22 protein-coding genes are annotated in these 23,280 nt (G+C 39.6%); 6 read left to right on the top strand and 16 right to left on the bottom strand.

Features of this window, described 5'->3' with window-relative positions; all coding sequences use genetic code 11:
* Nucleotides 1-13 precede the first annotated feature (13 nt).
* From MKZ14_RS11080 to MKZ14_RS11045, 8 genes are all read right to left on the bottom strand, one after another.
* The gene (locus MKZ14_RS11080) at nucleotides 14-1,096 is read right to left on the bottom strand and encodes a hypothetical protein (protein ID WP_339280962.1); all 1,083 of its coding nucleotides are present in this window, start codon (nucleotides 1,094-1,096) and stop codon (nucleotides 14-16) included.
* Between the two features lie 100 nt (nucleotides 1,097-1,196).
* A complete protein-coding gene (gene proS, locus MKZ14_RS11075) occupies nucleotides 1,197-2,633 on the bottom strand; it encodes a proline--tRNA ligase (RefSeq protein ID WP_339280961.1) in 1,437 nt (478 codons plus the stop codon).
* A 344-nt stretch (nucleotides 2,634-2,977) separates the two neighbouring features.
* Nucleotides 2,978-4,696: a GGDEF domain-containing phosphodiesterase gene (locus tag MKZ14_RS11070; protein ID WP_258858948.1), complete on the bottom strand. Its 1,719-nt coding sequence runs from the start codon at nucleotides 4,694-4,696 to the stop codon at nucleotides 2,978-2,980.
* Between the two features lie 391 nt (nucleotides 4,697-5,087).
* A complete protein-coding gene (locus MKZ14_RS11065) occupies nucleotides 5,088-5,258 on the bottom strand; it encodes a transcriptional regulator (protein ID WP_333004060.1) in 171 nt (56 codons plus the stop codon).
* Nucleotides 5,259-5,476: 218 nt separating this feature from the next.
* Nucleotides 5,477-5,626, bottom strand: coding sequence for a hypothetical protein (locus MKZ14_RS11060; RefSeq protein WP_053994852.1), 150 nt, complete (start codon nucleotides 5,624-5,626; stop codon nucleotides 5,477-5,479).
* A 162-nt stretch (nucleotides 5,627-5,788) separates the two neighbouring features.
* Nucleotides 5,789-6,283, bottom strand: a complete 495-nt coding sequence (locus MKZ14_RS11055) for a DinB family protein (RefSeq protein WP_333004063.1) — start codon at nucleotides 6,281-6,283, stop codon at nucleotides 5,789-5,791.
* Nucleotides 6,284-6,342: 59 nt separating this feature from the next.
* Nucleotides 6,343-7,305, bottom strand: coding sequence for a tyrosine recombinase XerC (locus tag MKZ14_RS11050; RefSeq protein WP_333004065.1), 963 nt, complete (start codon nucleotides 7,303-7,305; stop codon nucleotides 6,343-6,345).
* Nucleotides 7,306-7,616: 311 nt separating this feature from the next.
* Nucleotides 7,617-8,030 carry a hypothetical protein gene (locus tag MKZ14_RS11045; RefSeq protein ID WP_333004067.1) on the bottom strand — a complete coding sequence of 138 codons (414 nt, stop codon included), beginning with the start codon at nucleotides 8,028-8,030 and terminating at the stop codon, nucleotides 7,617-7,619.
* 76 nt (nucleotides 8,031-8,106) lie between these two features.
* Between MKZ14_RS11045 and MKZ14_RS11040 the strand changes: the two genes are divergently transcribed.
* The 3 genes from MKZ14_RS11040 (at nucleotide 8,107) to MKZ14_RS11030 (ending at nucleotide 11,432) form a co-directional block, all read left to right on the top strand.
* Nucleotides 8,107-9,597, top strand: coding sequence for a circularly permuted type 2 ATP-grasp protein (locus tag MKZ14_RS11040; protein WP_333004068.1), 1,491 nt, complete (start codon nucleotides 8,107-8,109; stop codon nucleotides 9,595-9,597).
* Nucleotides 9,551-10,516: an alpha-E domain-containing protein gene (locus MKZ14_RS11035; RefSeq protein WP_333004069.1), complete on the top strand. Its 966-nt coding sequence runs from the start codon at nucleotides 9,551-9,553 to the stop codon at nucleotides 10,514-10,516. Before MKZ14_RS11040 ends, MKZ14_RS11035 begins: the two co-directional genes overlap by 47 nt.
* A gap of 61 nt (nucleotides 10,517-10,577) precedes the next feature.
* A complete protein-coding gene (locus MKZ14_RS11030) occupies nucleotides 10,578-11,432 on the top strand; it encodes a transglutaminase family protein (protein ID WP_036079044.1) in 855 nt (284 codons plus the stop codon).
* 43 nt (nucleotides 11,433-11,475) lie between these two features.
* On the opposite strand, the gene MKZ14_RS11025 is transcribed toward MKZ14_RS11030, so the two are convergent.
* Complete coding sequence (locus MKZ14_RS11025; protein WP_333004070.1) at nucleotides 11,476-12,351, bottom strand: site-specific integrase; 876 nt, start codon at nucleotides 12,349-12,351, stop codon at nucleotides 11,476-11,478.
* Between the two features lie 367 nt (nucleotides 12,352-12,718).
* On the opposite strand from MKZ14_RS11025, the gene MKZ14_RS11020 reads away from it, so the two are divergent.
* Nucleotides 12,719-13,513, top strand: coding sequence for an enoyl-CoA hydratase/isomerase family protein (locus MKZ14_RS11020; RefSeq protein ID WP_312124398.1), 795 nt, complete (start codon nucleotides 12,719-12,721; stop codon nucleotides 13,511-13,513).
* A 47-nt stretch (nucleotides 13,514-13,560) separates the two neighbouring features.
* Here MKZ14_RS11020 and MKZ14_RS11015 read toward each other — a convergent pair whose 3' ends face one another.
* Together MKZ14_RS11015 and MKZ14_RS11010 are read right to left on the bottom strand one after the other, a co-directional pair.
* Complete coding sequence (locus MKZ14_RS11015; RefSeq protein ID WP_312124397.1) at nucleotides 13,561-14,376, bottom strand: ATP-binding protein; 816 nt, start codon at nucleotides 14,374-14,376, stop codon at nucleotides 13,561-13,563.
* Nucleotides 14,306-15,271, bottom strand: a complete 966-nt coding sequence (locus tag MKZ14_RS11010) for an aminoglycoside 6-adenylyltransferase (RefSeq protein WP_339280959.1) — start codon at nucleotides 15,269-15,271, stop codon at nucleotides 14,306-14,308. The genes MKZ14_RS11015 and MKZ14_RS11010 overlap by 71 nt, the downstream gene beginning before the upstream one ends.
* Before the next feature lie 232 nt (nucleotides 15,272-15,503).
* On the opposite strand from MKZ14_RS11010, the gene MKZ14_RS11005 reads away from it, so the two are divergent.
* Nucleotides 15,504-16,679 carry an aminotransferase class I/II-fold pyridoxal phosphate-dependent enzyme gene (locus MKZ14_RS11005; protein WP_016992684.1) on the top strand — a complete coding sequence of 392 codons (1,176 nt, stop codon included), beginning with the start codon at nucleotides 15,504-15,506 and terminating at the stop codon, nucleotides 16,677-16,679.
* A 55-nt stretch (nucleotides 16,680-16,734) separates the two neighbouring features.
* Here MKZ14_RS11005 and MKZ14_RS11000 read toward each other — a convergent pair whose 3' ends face one another.
* The 3 genes from MKZ14_RS11000 to MKZ14_RS10990 form a co-directional block, all read right to left on the bottom strand.
* Complete coding sequence (locus MKZ14_RS11000) at nucleotides 16,735-17,100, bottom strand: cupin domain-containing protein (protein ID WP_016992685.1); 366 nt, start codon at nucleotides 17,098-17,100, stop codon at nucleotides 16,735-16,737.
* 97 nt (nucleotides 17,101-17,197) lie between these two features.
* The gene (locus MKZ14_RS10995; RefSeq protein ID WP_016992686.1) at nucleotides 17,198-18,397 is read right to left on the bottom strand and encodes an AI-2E family transporter; all 1,200 of its coding nucleotides are present in this window, start codon (nucleotides 18,395-18,397) and stop codon (nucleotides 17,198-17,200) included.
* Nucleotides 18,398-18,461: 64 nt separating this feature from the next.
* Nucleotides 18,462-19,412 (bottom strand): LCP family protein, encoded by a 951-nt coding sequence (locus MKZ14_RS10990; RefSeq protein WP_016992687.1) that lies wholly within the window; start codon nucleotides 19,410-19,412, stop codon nucleotides 18,462-18,464.
* A gap of 174 nt (nucleotides 19,413-19,586) precedes the next feature.
* Here MKZ14_RS10990 and msrA point away from each other — a divergent pair, with 174 nt between their 5' ends.
* Nucleotides 19,587-20,108, top strand: coding sequence for a peptide-methionine (S)-S-oxide reductase MsrA (gene msrA / locus MKZ14_RS10985; protein ID WP_081977511.1), 522 nt, complete (start codon nucleotides 19,587-19,589; stop codon nucleotides 20,106-20,108).
* A 62-nt stretch (nucleotides 20,109-20,170) separates the two neighbouring features.
* On the opposite strand, the gene recQ is transcribed toward msrA, so the two are convergent.
* The gene (gene recQ, locus MKZ14_RS10980) at nucleotides 20,171-21,943 is read right to left on the bottom strand and encodes a DNA helicase RecQ (protein ID WP_333004077.1); all 1,773 of its coding nucleotides are present in this window, start codon (nucleotides 21,941-21,943) and stop codon (nucleotides 20,171-20,173) included.
* A 7-nt stretch (nucleotides 21,944-21,950) separates the two neighbouring features.
* On the bottom strand, nucleotides 21,951-23,054 hold the full coding sequence (locus MKZ14_RS10975) for a hypothetical protein (protein ID WP_333004078.1): 1,104 nt from the start codon (nucleotides 23,052-23,054) through the stop codon (nucleotides 21,951-21,953).
* Nucleotides 23,055-23,280 lie beyond the last annotated feature (226 nt).

Here is a 23,280-nt window from a genome sequence, read left to right as displayed (position 1 = left end):
ACGTTCCTCCCTATTATTTATCGAGATAGATTTTTTTAGCTTCCTCGTCGAAAAACTGAGTAATTTTCGGATAGTTGTTGATGTCCATATTGGACTGCCTCATGATTTTCTGTAAAAAGATCGTTTCGGCAAACAATTTATTGAGGATGAGCTTACATGGTAATGGGTGGTCCTGAAAATACTCGATTAAATCATCGAGCTCACCGAAATGGAAAGACAAAATATAAGTAGCATAATTTTGTAATAACATACTTACGCAATGTTCTCGATAAGGATTTGTCTGTTCTTCTAGCACAGTGCTGTGTAGCAGTTGAAAGAATGCTAGTTTATTTTCCGTATACATATGTAAAAAATGGTTGACATCATTCAGCAATAGTATGATTTCCCCTAGTCCTTCCTCATAAGGCATCGCGAGCTTCTTGGATTTCCCCTCTAAAGTATGTAAGAGCTCTAAGGTGAGGTGCTTACAAGCATCTATGTCTTCAGGCGCAATGACTAATTGCTCCTGATAGTTGTAGAAATGCTCATTAAAATAATCATGGTAAAGAGAAATATATTGCCCTAGATGGATATTCGTTTTTGTATGCACTAACGTCTGGTCGAGAAAAGAAAAGGCGTATAGCGTTTCCTCATTCACTGGATGCGCATACAGATAGAAAAAGAAGAAAAAATCCTTTAATTGTCGTCTTTGCTTATCGTCTAATCTAGTAATAGACGCTAGCTGAGATAGCTGGAAGAAACAATAATTTTTCATCAAGTCATTCATCTTATTATAACGATTACGCGGAACAATCTTCGTCGTAGCGTTAATAGTATAGATTAAATAGTAAAATACTTGCTCATCGTAAACATCGAGCTGATGGAATTTCGATGAGAGTATAGGTTTCTCATTTGGCATATCACTGTACTGCGGATCTGGTGGTTGAAGCTCCTCTGCCCACGCCAAAAATGTTTCATGCTCATGAGCACTAAAAAAGAGCTCTGCGCTATGATCGTCTAATACAGCATACTCAAAGTCCTCCATTGGAACAGCTTGTAATCCCCGATTGAATTTGATATTTAGATAGTTATTGAATAATGCTTGTACATTCACCATGCATATCCTCATTTCTTTATGGCAAGTCATAACGTCCCTTTATTTTATCATAATCTAACAACAACACCCTCCTACAAAATAGGAGGGTGTTCGAACGATATTAATATGCTTGTGCAAACCAAACTATATGTTTTGCTTCGTTTCCACAGCCAATACATGTCGTTTTCGTTGTTGGTGGATTAAATGGAATATTGCGAGATGTGTATTTTGTTTCTTCCTTCACTTTTTCCTCGCATGCATCCTCACCACACCATCCAGCAAGCACCCACCCTGGGATTGTTCCATTGTCTTTGGCAGTGTCAATGTGCTGCTGTAATTGTGGAAGCGTGTCTATCGTTGTGTGAGCATTTGCTTCACGGAATTGACGAGCTTTTTCTAATAAGCGCGTTTGCATTGTTGTTAACTCTTCTTCAATAGCTGTGATGATTGTAGCTAAATCGACAGTTCGTTTTTCCTCTTCATCACGCGCTTTCAGTAAAGCTTGCTTATTTTCTAGGTCACGTGGCCCTAATTCAACACGAACAGGTACGCCTTTTAGCTCCCATTCATTGAACTTATAGCCTGGTGATTGGTCTGAGTCATCCAGACGTACACGAATTCCCTTCGCTTTTAAGGCCGCAAAAATCTCATCTAAATGCTCCATGATTTGAGGGTTCTTTTTCCATGGACCTACTGGAATTAAAACGACTTGCGTTGGTGCGATACGTGGAGGTAAAACAAGTCCCTGCTCATCCCCATGCACCATAATAACCGAGCCAATTAAGCGTGTAGAAGTACCCCAAGATGTTGTATGCACATATTCATGCTGGTTTGCTTTATTTAAATATTTGATATTAAAGGCTTCAGCAAATTTTGTTCCTAAATAATGCGATGTTCCTGCTTGAACAGCCTTGCCGTTTTTCATCATTGCCTCAATAGAGTACGTATCGACAGCCCCTGCGAAACGCTCAGAAGGGGTTTTTTGTCCATCATAGACAGGAATTGCTAGCACCTGTTCTACCACTTCTTTATAAATGTCTAGCATTTGCATTGTTTCCTGACGAGCATCGGTTTCATCTACATGCGCTGTATGCCCTTCTTGCCATAAAAATTCAGAGGTACGAATAAAAGGCAGTGTTTTCTTTTCCCAACGGAAGACATTTGCCCATTGATTGATCAGCACCGGTAGGTCACGGTAGCTTTTAATCCAATTAGAGTAAAGATGACCAATCATCGTCTCAGATGTTGGACGAAGCGCTAGCCGTTCTTCTAATTGTTCTCCTGCTGCCTCGGTTACCCAAGGAAGCTCTGGTGAGAACCCTTCGATATGATCCTTTTCCTTTTGGAAGAAGGATTCAGGAATAAGCATCGGGAAATAGGCATTACGATGTCCTGTCTCTTTAAAGCGGCGATCCATTTCCTCCTGAATATGCTCCCAAATTTCATAGCCGTCTGGTTTAAAGGCGATACAGCCTCGAACAGGTGTATAATCCATTAAATCGGCTTTTTGGATGGTCTCAATATACCATTTCGAAAAATCTTCTAGTTGTTTTGACATGTGTTCTCCTCCAATTTTGTAAAATGAATGCTGTTGAATCAAGAAAAAAGCACAAAGCTGTCCTCTGAATAAGGACGTCTTTGTGCTGGGATGACGTGGTACCACCTTGATTTAGCTTTAAATAGAATTTAAAGCCCTCTCACGTTTGGTAACGAAAACGACTCGGTTATGTTTGCATAACATCTCCGTGGTAGGTGTTCAGTGAAGAAGCGGTGATATAGCTCTCAGCAGTTGCTATATTTTCTGTTTCACAATTCTTACTTACTTGGCCACATCATCAAATGGTTTATCTTGTTTACAGTTTTACTTTATCCCACTTTAGCAAAATCATTCAGGAATAGCAATTAATAGCTGGATTTATTTGTGACAGTATTAACAATGAGATTCGTAAAATCTCCTACGGATAAAGGCTTACTGAAATAATAGCCCTGCACATACTCACAGCCATGCTCACGCAGGACGTTTAATTCAGCTTCCTCCTCTACACCCTCAGCTACTACTTGTAGGTTTAAGGCATGGGCTAATGAAATCATGGCTGAAATCATAGCGATTCCTGACTTTTCAGGTACGATATCACGGACAAAGGCACGATCAATTTTAAGCACATCCACTGGGAATTTTTTTAAGTAATTTAACGATGAATAGCCTGTCCCGAAATCATCTAATGAAATAGTAATACCTAGTTCTCGTAATTGCTTGATCGTATCAATTAAATCTTCCGTATAATCAAGCATACTCATCTCGGTAATTTCAATTTCTAATAAATGAGGGTCAATGCCTGTTTCTGCAATGACACCACGCACCATATCTACAAAGCCACCTGTACTAATATGAATCGGCGAAATATTCACAGCTACACGCAATAGCAATTCATGTGATTCATTCCACTGACGAGCTTGAGCACAGGCTTTACGTAAAACCCAGACACCGATATCATTAATCAGCCCACAATCCTCTGCAAATGGAATAAAACGATCTGGTGGAATATGACCTAATTCTGGGTCATACCAGCGTAGCAATGCCTCCATACCAATAACAGAATCCGTTTTTAAGTCGATCTTTGGCTGATAATGTAATTCTAGACGATCTTGCTTTAATGCTTGATGTAATTTTGTTTCAAGCAAAAGCCATTTATCATTGGCCTCGTCCATATTATCACGATAGAGTCGATATTGATTGCCTCGTGTAGATTTTGCTGCATACATAGCAATATCCGCATTTTTCAATAATTCTTCCACAGAGTTTGCATGATCTGGGAATACACTGATGCCGATACTAATACTCGCGTAAAATTCATAGGTATCGACAATAAAGCTTTCATTGAAGACGCCAATAATTTCCTTAGCCATTTCATCAATGCGATTGACATCATTTAAAATCATGACAAATTCATCGCTATTGTGGCGATAGAAAGAATTCGATGTATGATCAATATTGCGCAGACGATTGGACATTTCCACTAAAAACATATCGCCAATAATATGACCAAGTCCGTCGTTAATGTGTTTGAAACGATTCACATCAATGAAAAATAACGCAAACTTCTCTCCTGTACGTCGAGATTGATGAAATTCATTTTCTAAACGCTGTTCTAATTTGCGACGATTTGGTAGCCCTGTTAGTTCATCGTGATAGGCAATATGAGTAATTTTTTTAATGTCCTTTTGCGCTGTAATATCTACGCGAATGGCAATATATTGATAAGGCTTTCCTCGTTCATCTAGGAACGGAAAAATCGTTGTTTTCACCCAATATAAACTGCCATCTTTCGCACGATTGCACACCTCGCCATTCCACATATCGCCATTACCGATTGTTTTCCACATCTCTCTAAAGAAAGATTTAGGATGAAAGCCTGAATTTAGTAAACGGTGATCTTGGCCAACTAATTCTTCACGCGTATACTTTGAAATTTTACAAAAATGATCATTAACAAAAGTAATTTTTCCGGTGCGATCTGTAATCGCTACAATGATGGAACTATTCATGGCGGAAAAGATATCTTGTAATTCTTTTAGACTGTAGTTCATTTGATTAACACTACTAGGCGTGATATTCATCATTTTCATTCTCCATTCATTAAAATATGAAGGGTTTGGTACTTTTGCTTTATCTTACAGCGAGGTATAAAGTTGTGGTATATCGCCCTTTTTTATGTAATTATATTATAGTCTTAAAAAAGCAGTTAATTCAACCCAAATCTCAAAAACATTCAAAGCAGCATTTGATAGTTTTTAATAAAATAGACAAAATTTAGTGTATCTAAACACCTTGAAATTGTCTAAATATATAGTTTTTCAATACTTTTGAACTATATAAGTTAGTTTATTTAGGCTATTTATCTTTTTAATACAAAATATAAAAGTTTCATATAGTACGTTTTGATGTCTTGTAAAATTTTTGTTAAAGTAAAATGCCTTACTGTCCCGCATAGGAAGTAAGGCATTTTAGATGTTAAGAGACCTCATATTCTATTGAACCCCCTATCGATTTCGCCTGCTTGTTGTAGGCATCTAATTGCTCTTGGGATAAACTTGAAATGTAATAGTGAAAATTAATAGGCTCTAGCCCATGCTCCTCACATACTTGACGATAAAATTCATAACCTTCTCGATAATCCGTCATCCTCATAACTTCCTTTCCCATTCGCTACTATAATATCTAGTTCATTTTGTTATATAACAGAAATATTATTTGTTTAAAAATATATAACAGACTACTATACTTGTCAATAAATTATCTGAAATTTCTTGATGAAATCACGAAAGCCCAGACCATTTTATTTAGTATGGCTGGGCTTTTCATAAAATATTCACGGCGGCTTCCGTCATAATCACATCCTTTTAAATTCCTAATTGTTTTGCTTGCATATTGTAAGCTGAAAGTTGTTGCTGTGATAATTGTAATACATAATAGCGGAAAGAAATTGGCTCTAATCCGTAGCGCTCACACATTTCACAATAAAATTCATAACCTTCACGATATTTTGACATTTAAAATTCCTCCTCTAACGAAATCTGTTTTATAACAGTTTTTATTATTTTTATTTAATATATAACAGATTATGTAGCACGTCAAGAGATTATAACAGAAAAATTGAATAACAATAAAAGGAATTTAGCTCACTCCCAGTGGCCAAATTCCTTTGATACATGCTATTTTCTAACGATTTCTTGTAATTGCTTGATATGACGCTGCTCATGCATATAGACCATTTCAATCCATTGGTCGAGTGGTAATTCTCCTAAGGCTGGGTGCTGCACAGCGCGCTTAGCTAATGCTTCGGGTTCCTCGATTGTTTGCAAAAAAGCGAGGAGGTTCTGTCTTGTTGTAGCGAGTAAATCCAGCATCGCTTGAACAGTGAAGGGCTCTTCTGCTGGCTCTACAATAGGCGGTGCTTGGAACTTTCTTGTTCGATCTAAGATGAGCTGCACATTTTTTCGAGCGGGTGTTGACTGTTCCTCTGCCTTTAATCCCCATGTAATGGCTTTCTTTGTTGCTTCCTCTACTAATACGAGATGGTGGCAGATTTGCGCTACACTCCAGCTTTGTGCATCTGGTTTCTTATTAAAGGCTGTATCGTCCAATGAGTGAATCTCCTGAAGCAATTGTGTTCTTGTGGCATCAAGATGATCTTTGACGTTTGACATACTTAGGCTACCCCTTTCATTAGGTCTTCTTCTATATATTCGATATGGAGGGGTGAAAATCATCTTTCACGAACAATATTAAATGGATTATTCTCTAAAACATGCTGTAGCTGCTCATCTTCAATATGTGTATAAATTTGCGTGGTTGCGACGCTAGAATGCCCTAAAATGTGCTGCAAACTACGGATATCTGCCCCTGCTTTATACATCATCGTTGCAGATGTATGGCGTAGCTTGTGTGGTGTAAGACGTTCTTTTTGAAGACCTGACTGCTGATTAATGCGTTTAACGATTTTGGCAACGGTTTGACGTGTAAAGCGTGTTCCCTTTTGTGACACAAAAAGGGGCTCCTCGCCTTCTCCTTTATAGGGTGTCTTCCCACTGTTTTCATAGTCAGCAAGTGCCTGCATACAGCTATCATTTAAATAGACTGTGCGCTCTTTGTTGCCCTTCCCAATTACGGTTAAATAACGTCCTTGAATGGATGTCTTGTTAAGCTGACATAGCTCGGTGACACGTATTCCTAAATTTAAGAAAAACATCATCATGCAATAATTTCTCGGGGATGCCTGATTGCTTTTTATCCCATCTATAAATTGTGTAGCTTCTTGTAGGTTCATATAAATAGGTCGTTTTCTGCCTATCTTTGGTGTTTCTAATTCATCTGCTGGATTTTCCTCGATAAGTCGACGTTTGCCTTTTAAATATTTAAAAAAGGATTTTAATGTTGCCACTTTTCGCGCTCTTGCAGCAGCTGAATTGCCTCGCTGTACTTCGCAATATTCCATGAATAAATAAAGATCCTCTAATTTCATTTCGCGTATTTCTTCTATTGTAATAGTGCCAATATCAATGGTGGATAAATTCTCTATATCCAAATCCTCCTGGACAGCTTTGTAGAAGCGAAAAAATAAGGTCAGGTCATATTCATATTCTTTTCTTGTGCGCTGAGACTTTCCTTTGATGGTTGTTAAATAGACAAGAAAATCCTTCATGAATTTTGGTTGTTTTGTTTTTTGCATGCTCATCACCTCTATTTGCTCTATTTTACCATGAAAAAACGTTCCCAAATATAAATTTGGGAACTTTATTGAAAAAAAATGCCCTTTTACGCACTACAGAACAAATGTTCTATTTGAGGGTAATAAAAAAACCCTTTTTAAAAAGAGGTTTTTTGTTACAACTATTTTGTGACAGTTATAGGATTTTAGGCATAAAGTTCACGATAAATGAATATTAAAATCTAGTAGACTTTATTTGCTGTGTGAGACGCGTTGAAAAAACAGTAGATGGGTAACTGTCCATGTCAATTCGTCTCACAACACACATGGAATTATTTTACAAAAACTGAATAAGTCCCATCTTCTTGTTTTGTTAGTGACCAGTTTGTCGATAACATTTGCTGAAGTCTTGTGACTGTCTCCTCATCACACGTTAAATGCTGGATACCTGTTTCTAATAGTTGGTAATCCTCCCCTTCTTCTAATTGAAAGCGTAGCTGCAATAAACGTTGGATGCCTGGTAATGTTACATACTTGATTCGATAATGGCCATTGTACGCATCTAAGAACTTTTGTTCCCCTTCCTGAAAAAGAGCCATTGTCTCACTAAATTCATAGTTTGGTACTTGTTCTTGCCAAGCTGATACATCCCCCGAACGCAAAGCTCGTAAAATCTCCTCGTCTGATAAATTTAATTTGGATAGTTTATCTAATTCATACGCTTGCATTAAATTAATGATGGTCATGGTTGTTAGCTCCTTTTATGTATTTATTCACAGTGTAACATGTTTTCACTACTACTTGAATTCGGAGGCGATCCATATGATGAATTTATATGATTCTAGTCTGTTTTTCGATGAAATGTTTGATGGCAATAAGCCAAAGCCTCATTATCGATCTTTTCATCATAAGCTATCCTTTTTTTCGCGGGAGCAACTTGAAGAAAAATACCGACAAGCGCAAGCGAGCTTTCTCAGACAAGGGATTACATTTACGGTATATGGTGCACAAGACGGAACAGAACGTACCATGCCTTTTGATTGTGTCCCAATTATTATTCCTCAAACCAAATGGTCCATGATTGAAGCAGGGGTCAAACAGCGCGTGGAAGCCCTCAATAAATTTTTACAGGATGTTTATGGACAGCAAAAGATCATTCAGGACGGTCTTATTCCGAGACAGCTTGTCGAAAATAACCCATATTTCAAACCAACCATGAGAGGACTTCAAGTACCAATTGCGAATCATATCTTTTTAGCAGGGATTGATTTAATTCGGGATGAAAAAGGTGATTATCATGTACTCGAAGATAATTTACGCAACCCTTCTGGCATTTCCTATGTCTTTGAAAATCGAGATGTGATGAAGGAAGTATACCCTGAATTTTTCTCCAAGCATACGATTCGTCCTCTTGATAAACAGATGGCTTATATGAAAAAAGCACTTCTTACACATCGCCCACCTTCCTTGCAAGCAGAAAGAGAGCCTAAAGCTGTCCTCCTAACAGCAGGCATGTACAATTCTGCGTATTATGACCATGTTTTTTTAGCCCAGCATTTAAACATCCAGCTCGTCGAGGGCCGTGATTTAGTTGTACAGGATTTGAAGGTCTATATGAAAACCATTTATGGCCTACAGCAAATCGATATTATTTATCGTCGAATTGATGATGACTTTTTAGATCCTACTGTCTTTCGTGAGGATTCTTTATTAGGTGTTCCACATTTAATGGCTGCTTATCAAGCAGGTCATGTATCCATCTTGAATGCCGTTGGGAATGGGGTGGCAGATGATAAGGCAATGTATGCCTATGTGCCTGAGATGATTCGCTATTATTTACAGGAAGAACCTATTCTACCAAATGTGAAAACCTATCATCTTGGAGATGACAGTCAGCGTGAATGGGTGCTAGAGCATATACACAAGCTCGTTATTAAAAATGTAGGAGCCTCTGGTGGCTATGACATGTTAATTGGTCCACATGCAAATAAAGAAGAGATTGCTTTGTTTAAGCAAAAAATTATTGATCAGCCCTATCAATATATTGCACAACCAACGATTAAATTGTCCAGAGCCCCTGCCTTCCAGAATGGGCGATTTTATCCTTGCCATGTTGATTTACGTGTTTATGTTATGAAGGGTGAGGATTGCTATGTGTTGCCTGGCGGTTTATCTAGAGTGGCACTACAAGAAGGGTCTCTTGTTGTGAATTCATCTCAAGGGGGCGGTGCAAAGGATACGTGGATTTTAAAGGAGGAATTGCAGCATGCTAAGTCGAGTAGCCGACGCGTTGTACTGGATGGCACGTTATAGTGAACGTACACAAACAAATGCACATATATTACAGGTACAGCTGTTGAATATGTTGGAGCAATCAGGGCAAGAACATGATTATATTGATCATTGGGAGGCTGTTTTAAATATTTGTGCCTCTAAGGAGGAGTATTTAGCACATTACACAACGATTCGTGTTAACCCATTGATTGATTATCTTCTGTTTTCTGAGAAAAACGGTAATGCCCTTCATGCCACATTACGTGCTATTCGGGAAAATGCACGAGTTACACGTGATAGTATGCCAACGGAACTTTGGGAAATTCAAAATTCCTTTTATTTAACAAAGCAACAGTCCATACTAAAAAGAGAGCGACCTATTCCACTCATTGCCCTTCAAGATTTTTTACAGGATGTTCGAAAGACTTTATGGATGGAGACAGGGCTAATTGAGGGTACAATGGATCGCGATCTTCCCTTCTATTTTATGCAGGTCGGCAAATGGCTTGAACGAGCAGAAAAAACCATTCGGATGATCGTTGTAATCGTAGAACAACAGAAGCTAACAGGCACATCACTGTTAGAGGATGATGGTACCTTTTTATTGGAGCTTTCCGCAGCTAGAGAATCCTACATGCGGAAGCATCGCCAGACCAATTTACTAACGGTCATTCGGTATTTAGTCCAAGATGTGCATTTCCCATGTTCTGTGATGTTCTGTGTAAAGAAAATAGAAGAAGCCATAACGGCTATTGAACACGATTCTTTATCCTCACGATTTTTAACGCTTCAGTCGGATATTAGTAGCCTCGTTCTTGCAATCGATCATATTGATTTTTGGCAAATGACTATTGAGGAAACCCTAAAACTGATGGAGGAAAGATTGTCTCAATGTATGGCTTTTAGTGAAGCCTTTTCGACAATCTATCATTTATATGAACCCAGCGTACAACCTTGAAAGGAATTCACCACAGCTCCCTTTCAACAGGCAAGTCAGTAAGCAGAAGGAAGCGGACACGATGAAATTTGAAATTCAGCATACAAATATTTTTCAATATGAGTCTGAAGTCGATCAAAGCTTGAATACGATTCGTTTAAAGCCGCGTAGCGATGAGCGTCAGCGATTATTATCTTATCGAATTGCCATCACGCCATCCTCTCTAACCCGTGAGCATACGGATATTTGGGGCAATACAGTTGGTTCTTTTTATATACCAGAGCAACATCAAATACTAGAAATTCATACATCTTCAATTGTTAGTATTCAGCGTGCACCATTTATTCATCGTATACAATATTCACCCGAAATGCAGACAATCTTTCATTCACAGCTATTCTATGAGCATTATTTACCGTATTTAAAAGCAACACATTTTACATTTATGACAGAGCAGCAATTAGAGGAAGTTTATCATGCGATCGGTCACGCTGAAAATCCTGTGCTCTTTTCGCTTAATTTAATGCAGTATTTATATGCTAGCTTTGAGTATGACCCGACCGCAACAGATGTCACGACAACAGCAAGTGAAGCTTTTGCACTAAAACGGGGCGTTTGTCAGGACTTCACCCATGTCATGCTTGCTGTTTTACGGGCGAAAGGAATACCGGCTCGCTATGTCAGTGGCTATCTATATGTCGATGAAAACTCTGCCCTCATCGGCGATATTGCAACACATGCCTGGGTAGAGGTCATGATTCCAGGCATTGGCTGGATCGGTCTTGATCCCACAAATAATGTGGAAGTATTAGAAAACCATATTATTTTATGTATTGGTCGCGATTATAGTGACATTAGCCCTGTGGAAGGTGTATATTCTGGAGGCAAGCATGATTTAACAGTGAAAGTGAATGTCAAAGCATTGAATCATTTATAAAAGGCGTGCAGTAATGGTGATAAATCGCGATTACTGCACGCTTTTATTCTAGGCGCTGCTGTCTTTCTGTTAGCACCCATTTTCGTACATAGCCCATTTCTTGTTGAATATGCTCCAGTGTTTTTTCCTGTTGAAACGCCCGTTGCATCACCGTATAACGCAAGTCAGTGGCTCTTATATTCTTCCCTATATCTTGGGATATCGTTTGAAAAATGCGTTCAACTGTTTTCGTAGTAATTGGCTTCGCTATACTTGCCTCGCTTACCCAAACCCATTCTCCCACCTCTTGCTCATGTAAATTGCTCGTCTCTTTTTTATACTGTGCGAGCATGTCCATGAGGATCGTTGAACACTTTATTTCTCGACGACCATTTCGGTTGGCTATAAAAAGAGTCGCTTTTTCTTCATTAAAGTGTGTCCATTTCATGCGAACGAGCTCGGCAGGCTTACAACCTGTTTCCATCAACACTTGAACGATACAGCCATTGCGTCTTGCCAGCCATGCATGCTCCTTTGTTTTAGCATATTGAAAATAGGTGGGCCATACGTTTGCAATTTGCATGATCTGCTTATTTGTCAGTGCTTGCAGTGTCTCTTTTTGTCTTTTTTTCGGCTGTAAAAGATGCTGATAATCAAAAGGCTCCACCCATTCTCGTAAAAAAATAAAGTCCACAAAGCCTCGCAATGTCGCTATTTTATGGTTAAACGTGTTGATATTACTATAGGTGTCCTTTAAATAGTCGCAGTAGAGCTGTAATAAATGTTTCAATTGATGATCTACATACAAGTAGTTTTGCTTATGGGCGAATGTTAAAAATTGCTGCCCATCCATATTGTATTGTTTTTTTGTGGCAGCACTTTTTTTCAATGATTGCAGCAGTAATACATAGCTATTCCATGCGTCCTTGAGTGTAACCATATCGCCCCTCCTTGTTTACTTTGCGTGAGTTATTTATATTTTACTATATTTTGGGTGCGTAGGTTTAATTTCATTTTATTATATTGTAATGTCGGATAATCTGTAGTTTCATAACATAAACCCGCTTCTACCATTTAAATGCCCCTTACATAATGAAGAAACATATGTTCCGAAAGTAGTTTCTCATAATTTTTGCTTTCTTACAATAGTAAATTCCGCTCCCCTGTTGTAGTACAATAAATGCTTACTATTCCCTACATTCTTGTATAACAACGCAATTTTATGTGAAAATTCGTATCATTTCGTGTTTATCGTTGATTGTGTTATATAATAAAGGTAGACACTAACATGTAGGAGGCTTTCCGATATGCAAGTAAAAACGACTCGACTGGAAGCAGAAGATGCGAAAATTATTTATCAAGAAACAGCTGGACTAGCGATAATTACGATTCATCGACCACAAGCAAAAAATGCATTAACCGCAAACATGTGGGATCAATTAGCCAAGATTGCCCTACAAGTATTAGATAATCCGAAAAATAAAGTACTAATTTTACGGGGCTCTGGCCAAAACTTTACAGCGGGTTCCGATATTAAAGAGTTCAATGCCATTTCTCTTGAACAAGCTGAAGAAGCCTTTGTACATATGGAAAAAACCATTTCTACCATTGAGCGTCTCCCAATTCCAACGATTGGCGTCATCAATGGGCCTGCGATGGGTGCTGGCTTGGAATTAGCCTTGGCCTGCGATATCCGCATTGGCTCGGACAAGGCCAAGCTCGGTATTCCTGTCGGTAAATTAGGAATCACCTTAAACAACAAATTTGCACAGCGTTTAGTCCAGCTCGTTGGCCCTGCCACAACCAAGGATTTAGTCTTTACAGGACGAATGTTTAAAGCAGAGGAAGCCTTCAAGCTTGGAATGCTTAACTACCTAGTAGCTGAAAAAGATTTAAATAAATACATGATTCGAATGGGTAAGCTTGTTGCAGGAATGTCGCCTGAATCCTTACTTGCCGTGAAGCAATCTGTTCAAGAATGTCTCGATAGTGCGCCGACCTTATGGCAAGGCTCTTCACCATTTGTAGGCAGTGATTTCGCGGAGGGTTGTCGTGCCTTTGTGGAAAAACGCCAGCCACGGTTCACCCGCCAACCAAAGTAAAAAACAGGTACTCTTAACGCCAACGTGCGAGCAGAGTACCTGTTTTTTTACGCTTTTTTCTTTTGCAAAGCCGTTTTCACATGTACATGAATAGCATCTAATTCATAGCCAAAATGTAGATAAAAGTCTTGCTGCACAGCTTGTTGTAATGCCAATAAACGTGCTGCTAGTGGATAATCGATCGGTAGCTTTACCTGAATAGTGAGGATAGCTTGAACCTGATCTCCTAGCACAAATTGTGCCTGCTCCACCTTTTGTACAATTGCTTGTTGGCTACAGCAGTATGTCAGTAGCTGTACATAAACATGCTTGCTGATTTCTATATATTCCCGCTGAAAATCAGGGCGTACAATTGTCGTTTCTCCGATTTTTTCACGTTTCGATGAAAAAATCTCCATGCCCTTTTGCACCAATCGTTTAAAGAAATTTTGCTCCACTTGTCTATATGGAATTGGCATAACATGCTTACCCTGTGTTTGACGGATAAAGCGTGCTTTTTGAATTTCTTTTAATGAACGGACATCTTCTACATTATAATAGTGTTCAATCGGACCTAGCTCTAGCTGCTTGGCAATACTATTCGTCATTTTAGTCGATGTACCTATCAGTAAAATAGACTGTACCTGATGATGAGCTAGCGCCTTTTGGACAGCCTCACGATGAACAGGATCTGTAAAAATGGCGCGTCGTACAGCGGTAATTGTATTTTTTTCAAATTTTGCAGAAACGCCTGCAACCCTGACACCATTCACAATGAGTAATCCATCATCAACAATGGCCTCCACCCCTAATTTATGGGCAAAGGCCAGCGCACTTGTACTTTTGCCTGTGCCACTTGGTCCACTTAATGAATAAACCTTCACTGCCCTCTTCCCCCTTACAATATCGTTTTGCATCTGGTGGTAATGTACGTACATGCTTCAAATAGGCTGACATATGAGCATCATCCTCGTGAGGGTACGCGAACTGAAAGTGATGGGCTACCTCCTTTGCGATACTTCGAAAGAGTGTGCATGCCTCAAACAGGGCATTCCACATGTTAGCATAATCAGCGTCGGCATAGGTTTTTACGTACAATGCCCAATAATTAGCTGGCACATAGTTTTTTAAATACTTCCCCATTTTGCCTGTAGATATCTGATAATGATAGTGCTGACCAATCCACCAATTAAGCATTTGATGCAAGGACTGCCTTGTCGTTTCCTCAAACATTTGCTTGGCATATGGGAGTTCGTCTCGCCAAATGCCCTTGGCTACATTTTGTAAACACCACCAAAAATCATTCGTACAGCTAGCAAATTGCCCCACAGTTGGTGGACTAATATGATAGTCACAATCTGAGGATGGAGAGATAGGTGGCAAAAGCTGATCTTTATCGAGTAAAGGGACGGTCAGCTTGTCTTGCCCATACTCATCTAGCATAGCTTGTATCGATAATAAGCGAAGGTCAATGCGATGCCCATCCTTCAGTAGCATTAAATATGTATAGCTATAAGTAAAGTCTTTGTCCAAGCCAAGCCCCTTATCCAATCGATCAGGCTCCTGCACCATCAGCCGCTCACCAAATACGTGAATCCATTTATCATCTTGTAAGAAAGAGGCTATGTCTGTTACGACATACACAACATCAAAATCTTGAAACATATCCCTTGGAACATTCGGATTTGCTCTTGAGCCATTTAGGTAAACAGCACGAATTCTAGTGTCCTGTTGTGCAGTGGCCAGAATTAAACCATACATTTCTTGCTCTGTTCTCATAAGGCTCCCCCCACCTGAAAAGCTTTATACTCAGTATAATACACTTTCCTCTTTGAAGGAATTTATAGTAGCTTCTCCCAATAGTAGAAAATCTTTTTTCGCTAGTCTATGCACACATCCTCTTCATTATATAAATATTTTCTTTTTTCAGAATATCTGTCCCTTTCTGCGCTTCAGTATGATAAAATGTGAACTACTATTCTGTTATACAACTACAAGGAGTGTACTAGTTTTGAAAATCGTACCATCTAAAAAAATGTCATTATTTACACCAGCAATTTTCGGAGATTTGAAAAATTTTGCTCGAGAACAGCAAGCAAAGGGCATGACCTTAATTGACTTAAGCTTAGGCAGCCCTGATCTTCCTCCACATGCCAAAATACGTGAGCATCTTTCCTATCGTGCAGGTTTAGCTGAATCTTACGGCTATACACTGACTGGCACACAGCGTTTTTATGACGCAGTAAGTCGCTACTATAAGCGTCGTAGTAATGTTGATTTAGATCCCGCAACAGAAATTATTCAAACCATTGGATCACAAGAAGGCTTAGTCCATTTGCCCATCGCCTTTTGTGATCCAGGAGACATCGTCTTATCCACAAACCCAGCTTATGTAGCATATGACGCAGGGATTCACTTAGCTGGCGCAACACCTTATTACATGCCTCAAACAGCCGACAACGATTATTTACCTGATTTAGACGCTGTACCAGAAGAAATTGCACAGAAAGCAAAGCTATTGATTTTAAACTTACCAGGAAATCCTGTACCAGCGATGCCGTCATTAGCATACTTTGAAAAAGTCATCGCCTTTGCTAAAAAGTATAATATCATCGTCCTCCATGATGCAGCCTATTCAGAGTTCTATTTTACAGGAGATGGCCCTATTAGCTTCCTAGCTGCACCAGGAGCAAAAGAGGTCGGTATGGAGATTAACTCCCTCTCTAAAAGCTTTAGTCTTGCTGGTACACGTATTGCCTATATCGCAGGAAATGCAGAAATGATCGCTGTTATTAAGCAATTAAAATCAAATTTAGATTTCGGTATTTTCGAGCCTATTCAGGATGCGGCTGTCGTCGCACTGGATAACGCTGAGGAAATTACGGAAAGCTTACGTGCCACTTTCTCTGAGCGCCATAAAACGCTAATGAATGGCTTACAAGCTTTAGGCTGGGAAGCAGCACCCTCTGATGGTGGAATGTTCGTATGGGCTAAATATCCCTATGCTATCGATTGCACAGAATTAGCCTTTCAATTGATTGAACAAGTAGGCGTTGTCACAGTTCCAGGAACCGTATTTGGTACAGCTGGACAAGGCTATTTACGTTTAGCATTAGTCCAACCAAAGGAACTTCTGCAAGAAGCCGTGGATCGCTTAGCAAAAGTACAGTTATTAGCAAAGCAATAATTAGTCAATGTAAAAACCCTTCTAACATTTAGTTGGAAGGGTTTTTCTATGATAGTTAAATCCACACATCATTTTCAGCGGTAAGTGCTGATTGCTCCTCACCTGTATTCACGACACCCATTGGCTCTACAAGCAGAATTTTACACTCCGAAGCAGCAAAGGGTTTATGTTCCACATTGCGAGGAACCACAAACATCTCTCCTGCGTGCAAGCTTACCTGGCCATCTCGGAATTCGATGATTAAATGCCCCTCAAGGACAATAAACACCTCATCCGTATCCTCATGCTTATGCCAAACAAAATCCCCCTGAACTTTAACGAGTTTGAATTGATAATCGTTCATTTCAGCAATGACCTTTGGAGACCAATGCTCTTGAAATTTAGCCAATTTCTCTTGAAAATTGATCGGTATGTATGCCATTTCCTTTCTCCCTTGTTTTAGCTCTACTAATAGAATAGCATAATGCGATTTTCCACAGCAAAAAACAGCTACTGCGTTGCTAGCAGTAGCTGTTTTGTTAGATATCATATTTTTGATGAACGTCATCTTCGTAGCGGTTATAGCGCTGCTTAAAGAGCTTGAATAAATGCGTGACAAGTACCTTAAAGATCGCATAGCCAGGAATCCCTAAAATAACACCTGGGACACCAAATAACGAGCCTGCCGTTAATAGCACAAAGATAATCGTAATTGGATGAATACTGAGTGATTTCCCCATAATTTGCGGAGAAATGAACTTTCCTTCGATTAACTGAACGATTGTCCATACAATCGCTAGCTTAATCAGCATCAATGGGGATGTAACAAGAGCGATAATGACTGCTGGTGTGATCGCAATAACGGGTCCTAAATAGGGCACCACACTTGTAATCATCGCAAGGAAGCCGAGCAATAAAGCATACTTCATGCCAATAATTAAGAAGCCAATCGTCACCATTGCTCCAATACACATGGATACTAAAATCTGTCCCTGTATGTACGAACTAATTTGCTTGTCCATGTCATGGAAAATCTCAGTTACCTCTTTACGCATACGTGGCGGGCACACTTTCAGCATAAATTTCGGTAATTTTTCGCCCTCTTTTAGTAAATAAAACAGGATGAATGGCACCGTTACAAGTGATAGCACAATACCTGTTAACGTTGATAGGAAGCCCGTAATACCAGATGCCACACCCTGCGCTACATTGGTAGCCATATCCTTCACTGTTTTTACCATATCTGTTGTGAAGTTATTCAAAACTTCATCAAAATTAAAACTAATTTTATCTAAGTACTCATTAAAACGTGAATGATTCAGGAATTCTACAATGTTTTGCGTAAATGCCATGAAGTACTCTGGGAATTCCTGTGCTAAATTAGTGAACTGATCGCGTAAAAATGGATAGACTAGCACCACAAGTAATGTAATGACACCAATGACCGCAATATAGAGGATTAAAATACCCCATATCCTTGGGATACGCCATCGTACTAGAATCGCCAGCAATGGGCGTAATAAATAGTAACCAATGACGGCTAGTACCCCAGGTAAAATGACTACTTCAAATAAAACTTGTAGCGGGGTAAAGATAAAGGAAACTTGATTAAACATAAAAATAACACATGCCACCAGTAATAAAATCACCAGTGTAAATAATAGGTTTCTACCACCTAAAAAACGAATAAACTTGGTTGCTAACAGGCTTGAACGCTCTTTTGGTCTCTCTTTTTCCATATATCCACCCCAATCCAAATGCTCTACCTTTATATTACAGGATAATGCTGGTTTTTGCGAAACATCACTCTAGTGAAATACCTAAAAAATCACTTAAAAAGGCTTTGTTTTGCTCTACATCGATGACAATGGAATCGCCCGCATGGCTAAAGTTTTGGAATCGATAGCTCCCCTCGATAGGGATGGTTGCTTTCTCAATGTTTACCTTGCCCTTTGATAGCAATTTTAGCACTTGCTGCATTTCCTCAGTAGATGAATAATCTGTTGTGATATAGCCCTGTGCCGCACCAACAAATTTTGGTAAATGCAGCATATTCGAAGGTGTTAATAACTCTGTTTTTAATGCTTCAATTACTTTTTGCTGACGTGCAACACGCCCAAAATCGCCTTCTGCATCATGACGGAAACGCGCATAGCCTAGTAGCTCCTGACCATTTAAACGATGAACACCTTGCTTTAACTCTACCCCAATATTTTCAGACATATCCTTTTCAACATCCATTTCCACACCATTTGGTGCTAAAATATCCACTAATGATTCAAAGTTTTTAAAATCAATCAGTGCATAATGATGGATCGGTAGGCCAAACATATTTGTCAATGTATCCTTTAATAGCTGAACACCGTCTAGGTAGTAGGCTGTATTAAGCTTATAGGATTGATAGCCTGGTATATCCGCGTAAATATCACGCATAAAGGATACGAGTTTAATATCGTTATTTGCTTTATTCCAGGATAATACCATCATTGTATCGGTACGTGATTTTTCCTCTCCACGTGTATCGACCCCTAAAATCAAATAGTTTTCGATATCCCCTTTGATGCTATCACCAGTAAAATCCTCCTGTGCTACTTTCGTGTCATTGGCTAGCTCTAGTCCACTGCGATATTGCATGACCGAATAGCCGACAATCACAATGATACACAATAGTAATAGTGTAAAAAATGCTCTCCCTTTACGTAATCGACGCTTTTTAGGACGTTGGGAGCGTCTTGTATAATCTTGCTCTTCCATAACAACTAACTCCTCTATTTTGATATAGTTAATGTAACGATTGATTAGCTAGAAAGTTTCATTTTAAAAAGGATCTATTCCATGTTTTTCTATCTAAACGTTATTTTACACCCATTTGCACAGTTTGGCGTAAAACAATGCTATAATATTTTCACAAAAGAAAGGATGATTCAAATGATAGAAAAAGCGACATTTGCTGGTGGCTGTTTTTGGTGTATGGTCAAGCCATTCGTCGAGTGGGACGGTATACATAAAGTCACTTCAGGCTATATGGGTGGCCACCTAGAAAACCCAACCTATGAAGATGTCAAAAAAGGAACGTCAGGTCATTTAGAAGTAGTGGAAATCGAATTCGACCCTGCTATTTTTAGTTATGAGCAGCTCCTTGATATTTATTGGATGCAAATTGACCCGACGGATGCGTATGGACAATTCCATGACCGTGGCGAATCCTATACAACCGCAATCTTTACCTATACAGATGAGCAAAAGCAAATCGCAGAGGCCTCGAAAGAAAAGCTTGCCAATAGCGGACGCTTTGATAAACCTATTGTAACCAAAATTCGCAATGCTGAACGCTTCTATCCAGCAGAGGACTATCATCAGGATTATTATAAAAAAGAGGCAGCACACTATCAGCAAGACCGTGCCGTTTCTGGGCGAGATACATTCATTGCGAAGCATTGGGAAAAATAATAAAGAAAGAGGGGTCTCACAAGTTGGAGACACCTCTTTTCTATGCGATGGCAACAAATTTATTAAACGGAGGCCTCTAAAAACGATTGTAGTGCGTCAAAGAAGCGTTGACCATACTTCTCAAATTTTACTTCGCCTATACCACTCACCTGTCGTAAATCCTCCAATACGGTTGGTCTTTTATCACATAGATCACGCAATGTTTTATCGGAAAATACAACAAATGGCGGTACTTTTTCCTCATCAGCAATCTCTTTGCGTAATACCCGTAAGTGTTCGAATAATGGATCATTATCCACCAGCTTCTTCACTGTGACAGCTTCCTTCCGCATGACCTGTCGATTGCCAAGTAGCACTTCCTTGCCTTCAGCTGATACATAAATTGTTGGGAATGTACCGTGCTTCACGGCCAGCAAGCCCTCTGCAATTAAAAATTCGATAAAGTTGGAGACATCCTTTGAGGCATATTGTCCTTTTAAAATGCCATAGGTCGATAAACGGGCAAAGCCAAATTCAGCTATTTTTTGATTTTTAGAGCCAATTAACACTTGTGCCACCATGGTCTTACCGAATTTTTGTCCCATACGCACAACACAGGCCAGCACCTTTTGCGCATCCTCTGTCACATCTGTCACTGCTCGCCCGTCAATACAGTTACTACAACGCCCACATGGCTCCTCCTCTACTTCTCCAAAATACGCTAAAATCGCATTCTGTAAGCAGCCCTCTGTATGGCAATAATCGACCATTGTTTGTAGTTTAGCTAGCTCCTGTGTAATACGTGCCTCATCCTGTGACTGTTCGATAAGAAAACGCTGTGTTTGAACGTCCCCTGAAGCATACAGTAAAATGCAGGCACTTGGCAGACCATCTCGGCCAGCACGTCCCGCTTCCTGGTAATAGCTCTCCATATTACGAGGCATTTGATAATGCAACACAAAGCGCACATTACTTTTATCAATCCCCATACCAAAAGCATTCGTTGCCACCATGATACGTGCCTCATCTTTTAAAAACCGCTCCTGCTCAGCCATCCGCAAGCTCTCTGATAGACCTGCATGATATTTCGCAACGGCTTCACCAGAGCGGCTCAGCACATCATAAATGGCGTCCACCGCTTTTCGTGTAGCTGCATAAATGATGCCCACTTCCTGTTTATTTTGTTGTACATAATTTTTTACATACCGTTCTTTATTTTCACCAATTAACACCGAAAGTGCCAAATTCTCACGTGAAAAGCCTGTCATGACCGTTGCCTGCTCATCAATCGCTAACAATTGACGAATATCATCACAAACCGTTGGCGTTGCCGTGGCTGTCAGCGCTAAAACAGTGGGCTTTTGTGGCCATAGCGTAAAAAGCTTGTGGATCGAACGATAGCTTGGTCTAAAATCATGCCCCCATTGCGATATACAATGGGCCTCATCCACCGCAAGTAATGGGACAGATAAATACGACAATGCTTGAAGAAACGTCGTACTTTCCAGTCGTTCAGGTGCAATATAGAGGAGCTTTAAATAACCTGCACGAGCAAGCTGCATGGTTTCATCCACTTCCTGTGCTGTCAGCGTACTATTGATATAGGCTGCTGGAATATTCGCTGTACGTAAAGCCTCCACCTGATCTTGCATCAGTGAAATCAGAGGCGAAATCACGATGGTTAACCCCTCAAGCATTAACGCTGGAATTTGATAGCAAATGGATTTCCCTCCACCTGTTGGCATGACACAAAGACTTGACTGCCCTCGTAATGTTTGTTCAATAATTTGGGCTTGTCCTTGGCGAAAGGTATCATAGCCAAAATGATGCTGTAGCATTTGTCTAGCTTGCTCCATGCAAAATTCACTCCTTGTTTGTGAGACCAAGTAGCTTGTACTCGCCCTGTTCATTTTTTTCTAACTCATACACCATATTGGAGTAGGCAAGTGCCTCCTGTCCAGCAGCATTCGTTAGGATATATTCCGTTTTAGCCTGTACGATAAGACGCTGTCCCTCTACACGAATTGCCTGAATATCCGTGTCGGAGAAATGAATTTTGGCTTGCTTGGAAGCATAATAGGCAACCATACTAGCCAAGGTTTCTTGTATAGCCTCTGTGCCGACAATCGATTTCATCACACTTGCATCCTGAGTTGTCACTGCCCCCTTTAAATACTTGTGAAACGTATCTAAAAATAGCTTAATTTCATCGGTATTATATGCAAATACATTTTCTCCATATTGTTCGATTGCTTGCTGTACAGCTTCTTTATCCCCTTGTTCAATATAGGGGTACAAGTTTTTCGATTGGGAAAGTCGTACATTGGCTGTCATGCCCTCTTCAATCCATTCATCAATGGATGCTTGGAATTCCTTTATAGGCAATATGTATGGCTGGGATTCTCCTTGCTGTTGTCGATTAAAATATAGACCGACAATGGCGCCATTTTCAGCCTCCATAACAGGGCTTCCTAGAGGTATCGATTGTTCTGCTTCTATATAATAAGCCGCAACTTTATCTTGGTATTTTTGAATCGTATAGGGTAAGCCATTCACATAAACAGCTAGCTGATTGAGCTCACCATCATATAGCTTGGGCACTTGCACATCCGCTTGATAGGTTACTCGTAACAGGGCCATATTATAGGCGGTTGACATAACATGAATAGTTGCTGCTACCAGCTTGTCCTGACCAAATTGAACAAGGGCAGTTGGTTTGGATGCCACTAGTGCGCCATTCGTTAAAATATACAGTTGATCATCCTGTTGTCTGATAATAATGCCTGCTCCAACACCATGCTCTCCAATCACTTTGACCTCTGGGACAATTTTTTCCTGTTGCTTCGTCACAGCTCCCTCTGTTTCCACCTCTGCCTTTTTATTTTGAAACCATCCTGTCCCTATTTGACTGTCGCAGCCTGCTACAAGAAAAGCTGTCGCTCCTAAAATGAGCACTTTTTTATACATACCTTCACCAAAACTTTCTTTTCTACATTCTCTCTTCTCTATCATAATCAAGGACTAGTAATGTTTCAAGTTTACATAATATTATTATAAGTTAATTAATATTAGAAAAATGTAGCAACTACCCTAAAGTCATTTCTTTCTACCCATTAATATTGGTGAAAGACGAAATTTGCTATGAGGATGGAAGGATATCATACCCACAAAATAATTTTCACATAAAAAGACA

The sequence above is a fragment of the Lysinibacillus sp. FSL P2-0066 genome, from assembly GCF_037969495.1.
Taxonomy (GTDB): Bacteria; Bacillota; Bacilli; order Bacillales_A; family Planococcaceae; genus Lysinibacillus; species Lysinibacillus boronitolerans.
This window is presented reverse-complemented; position numbering and strand designations above follow the sequence as displayed.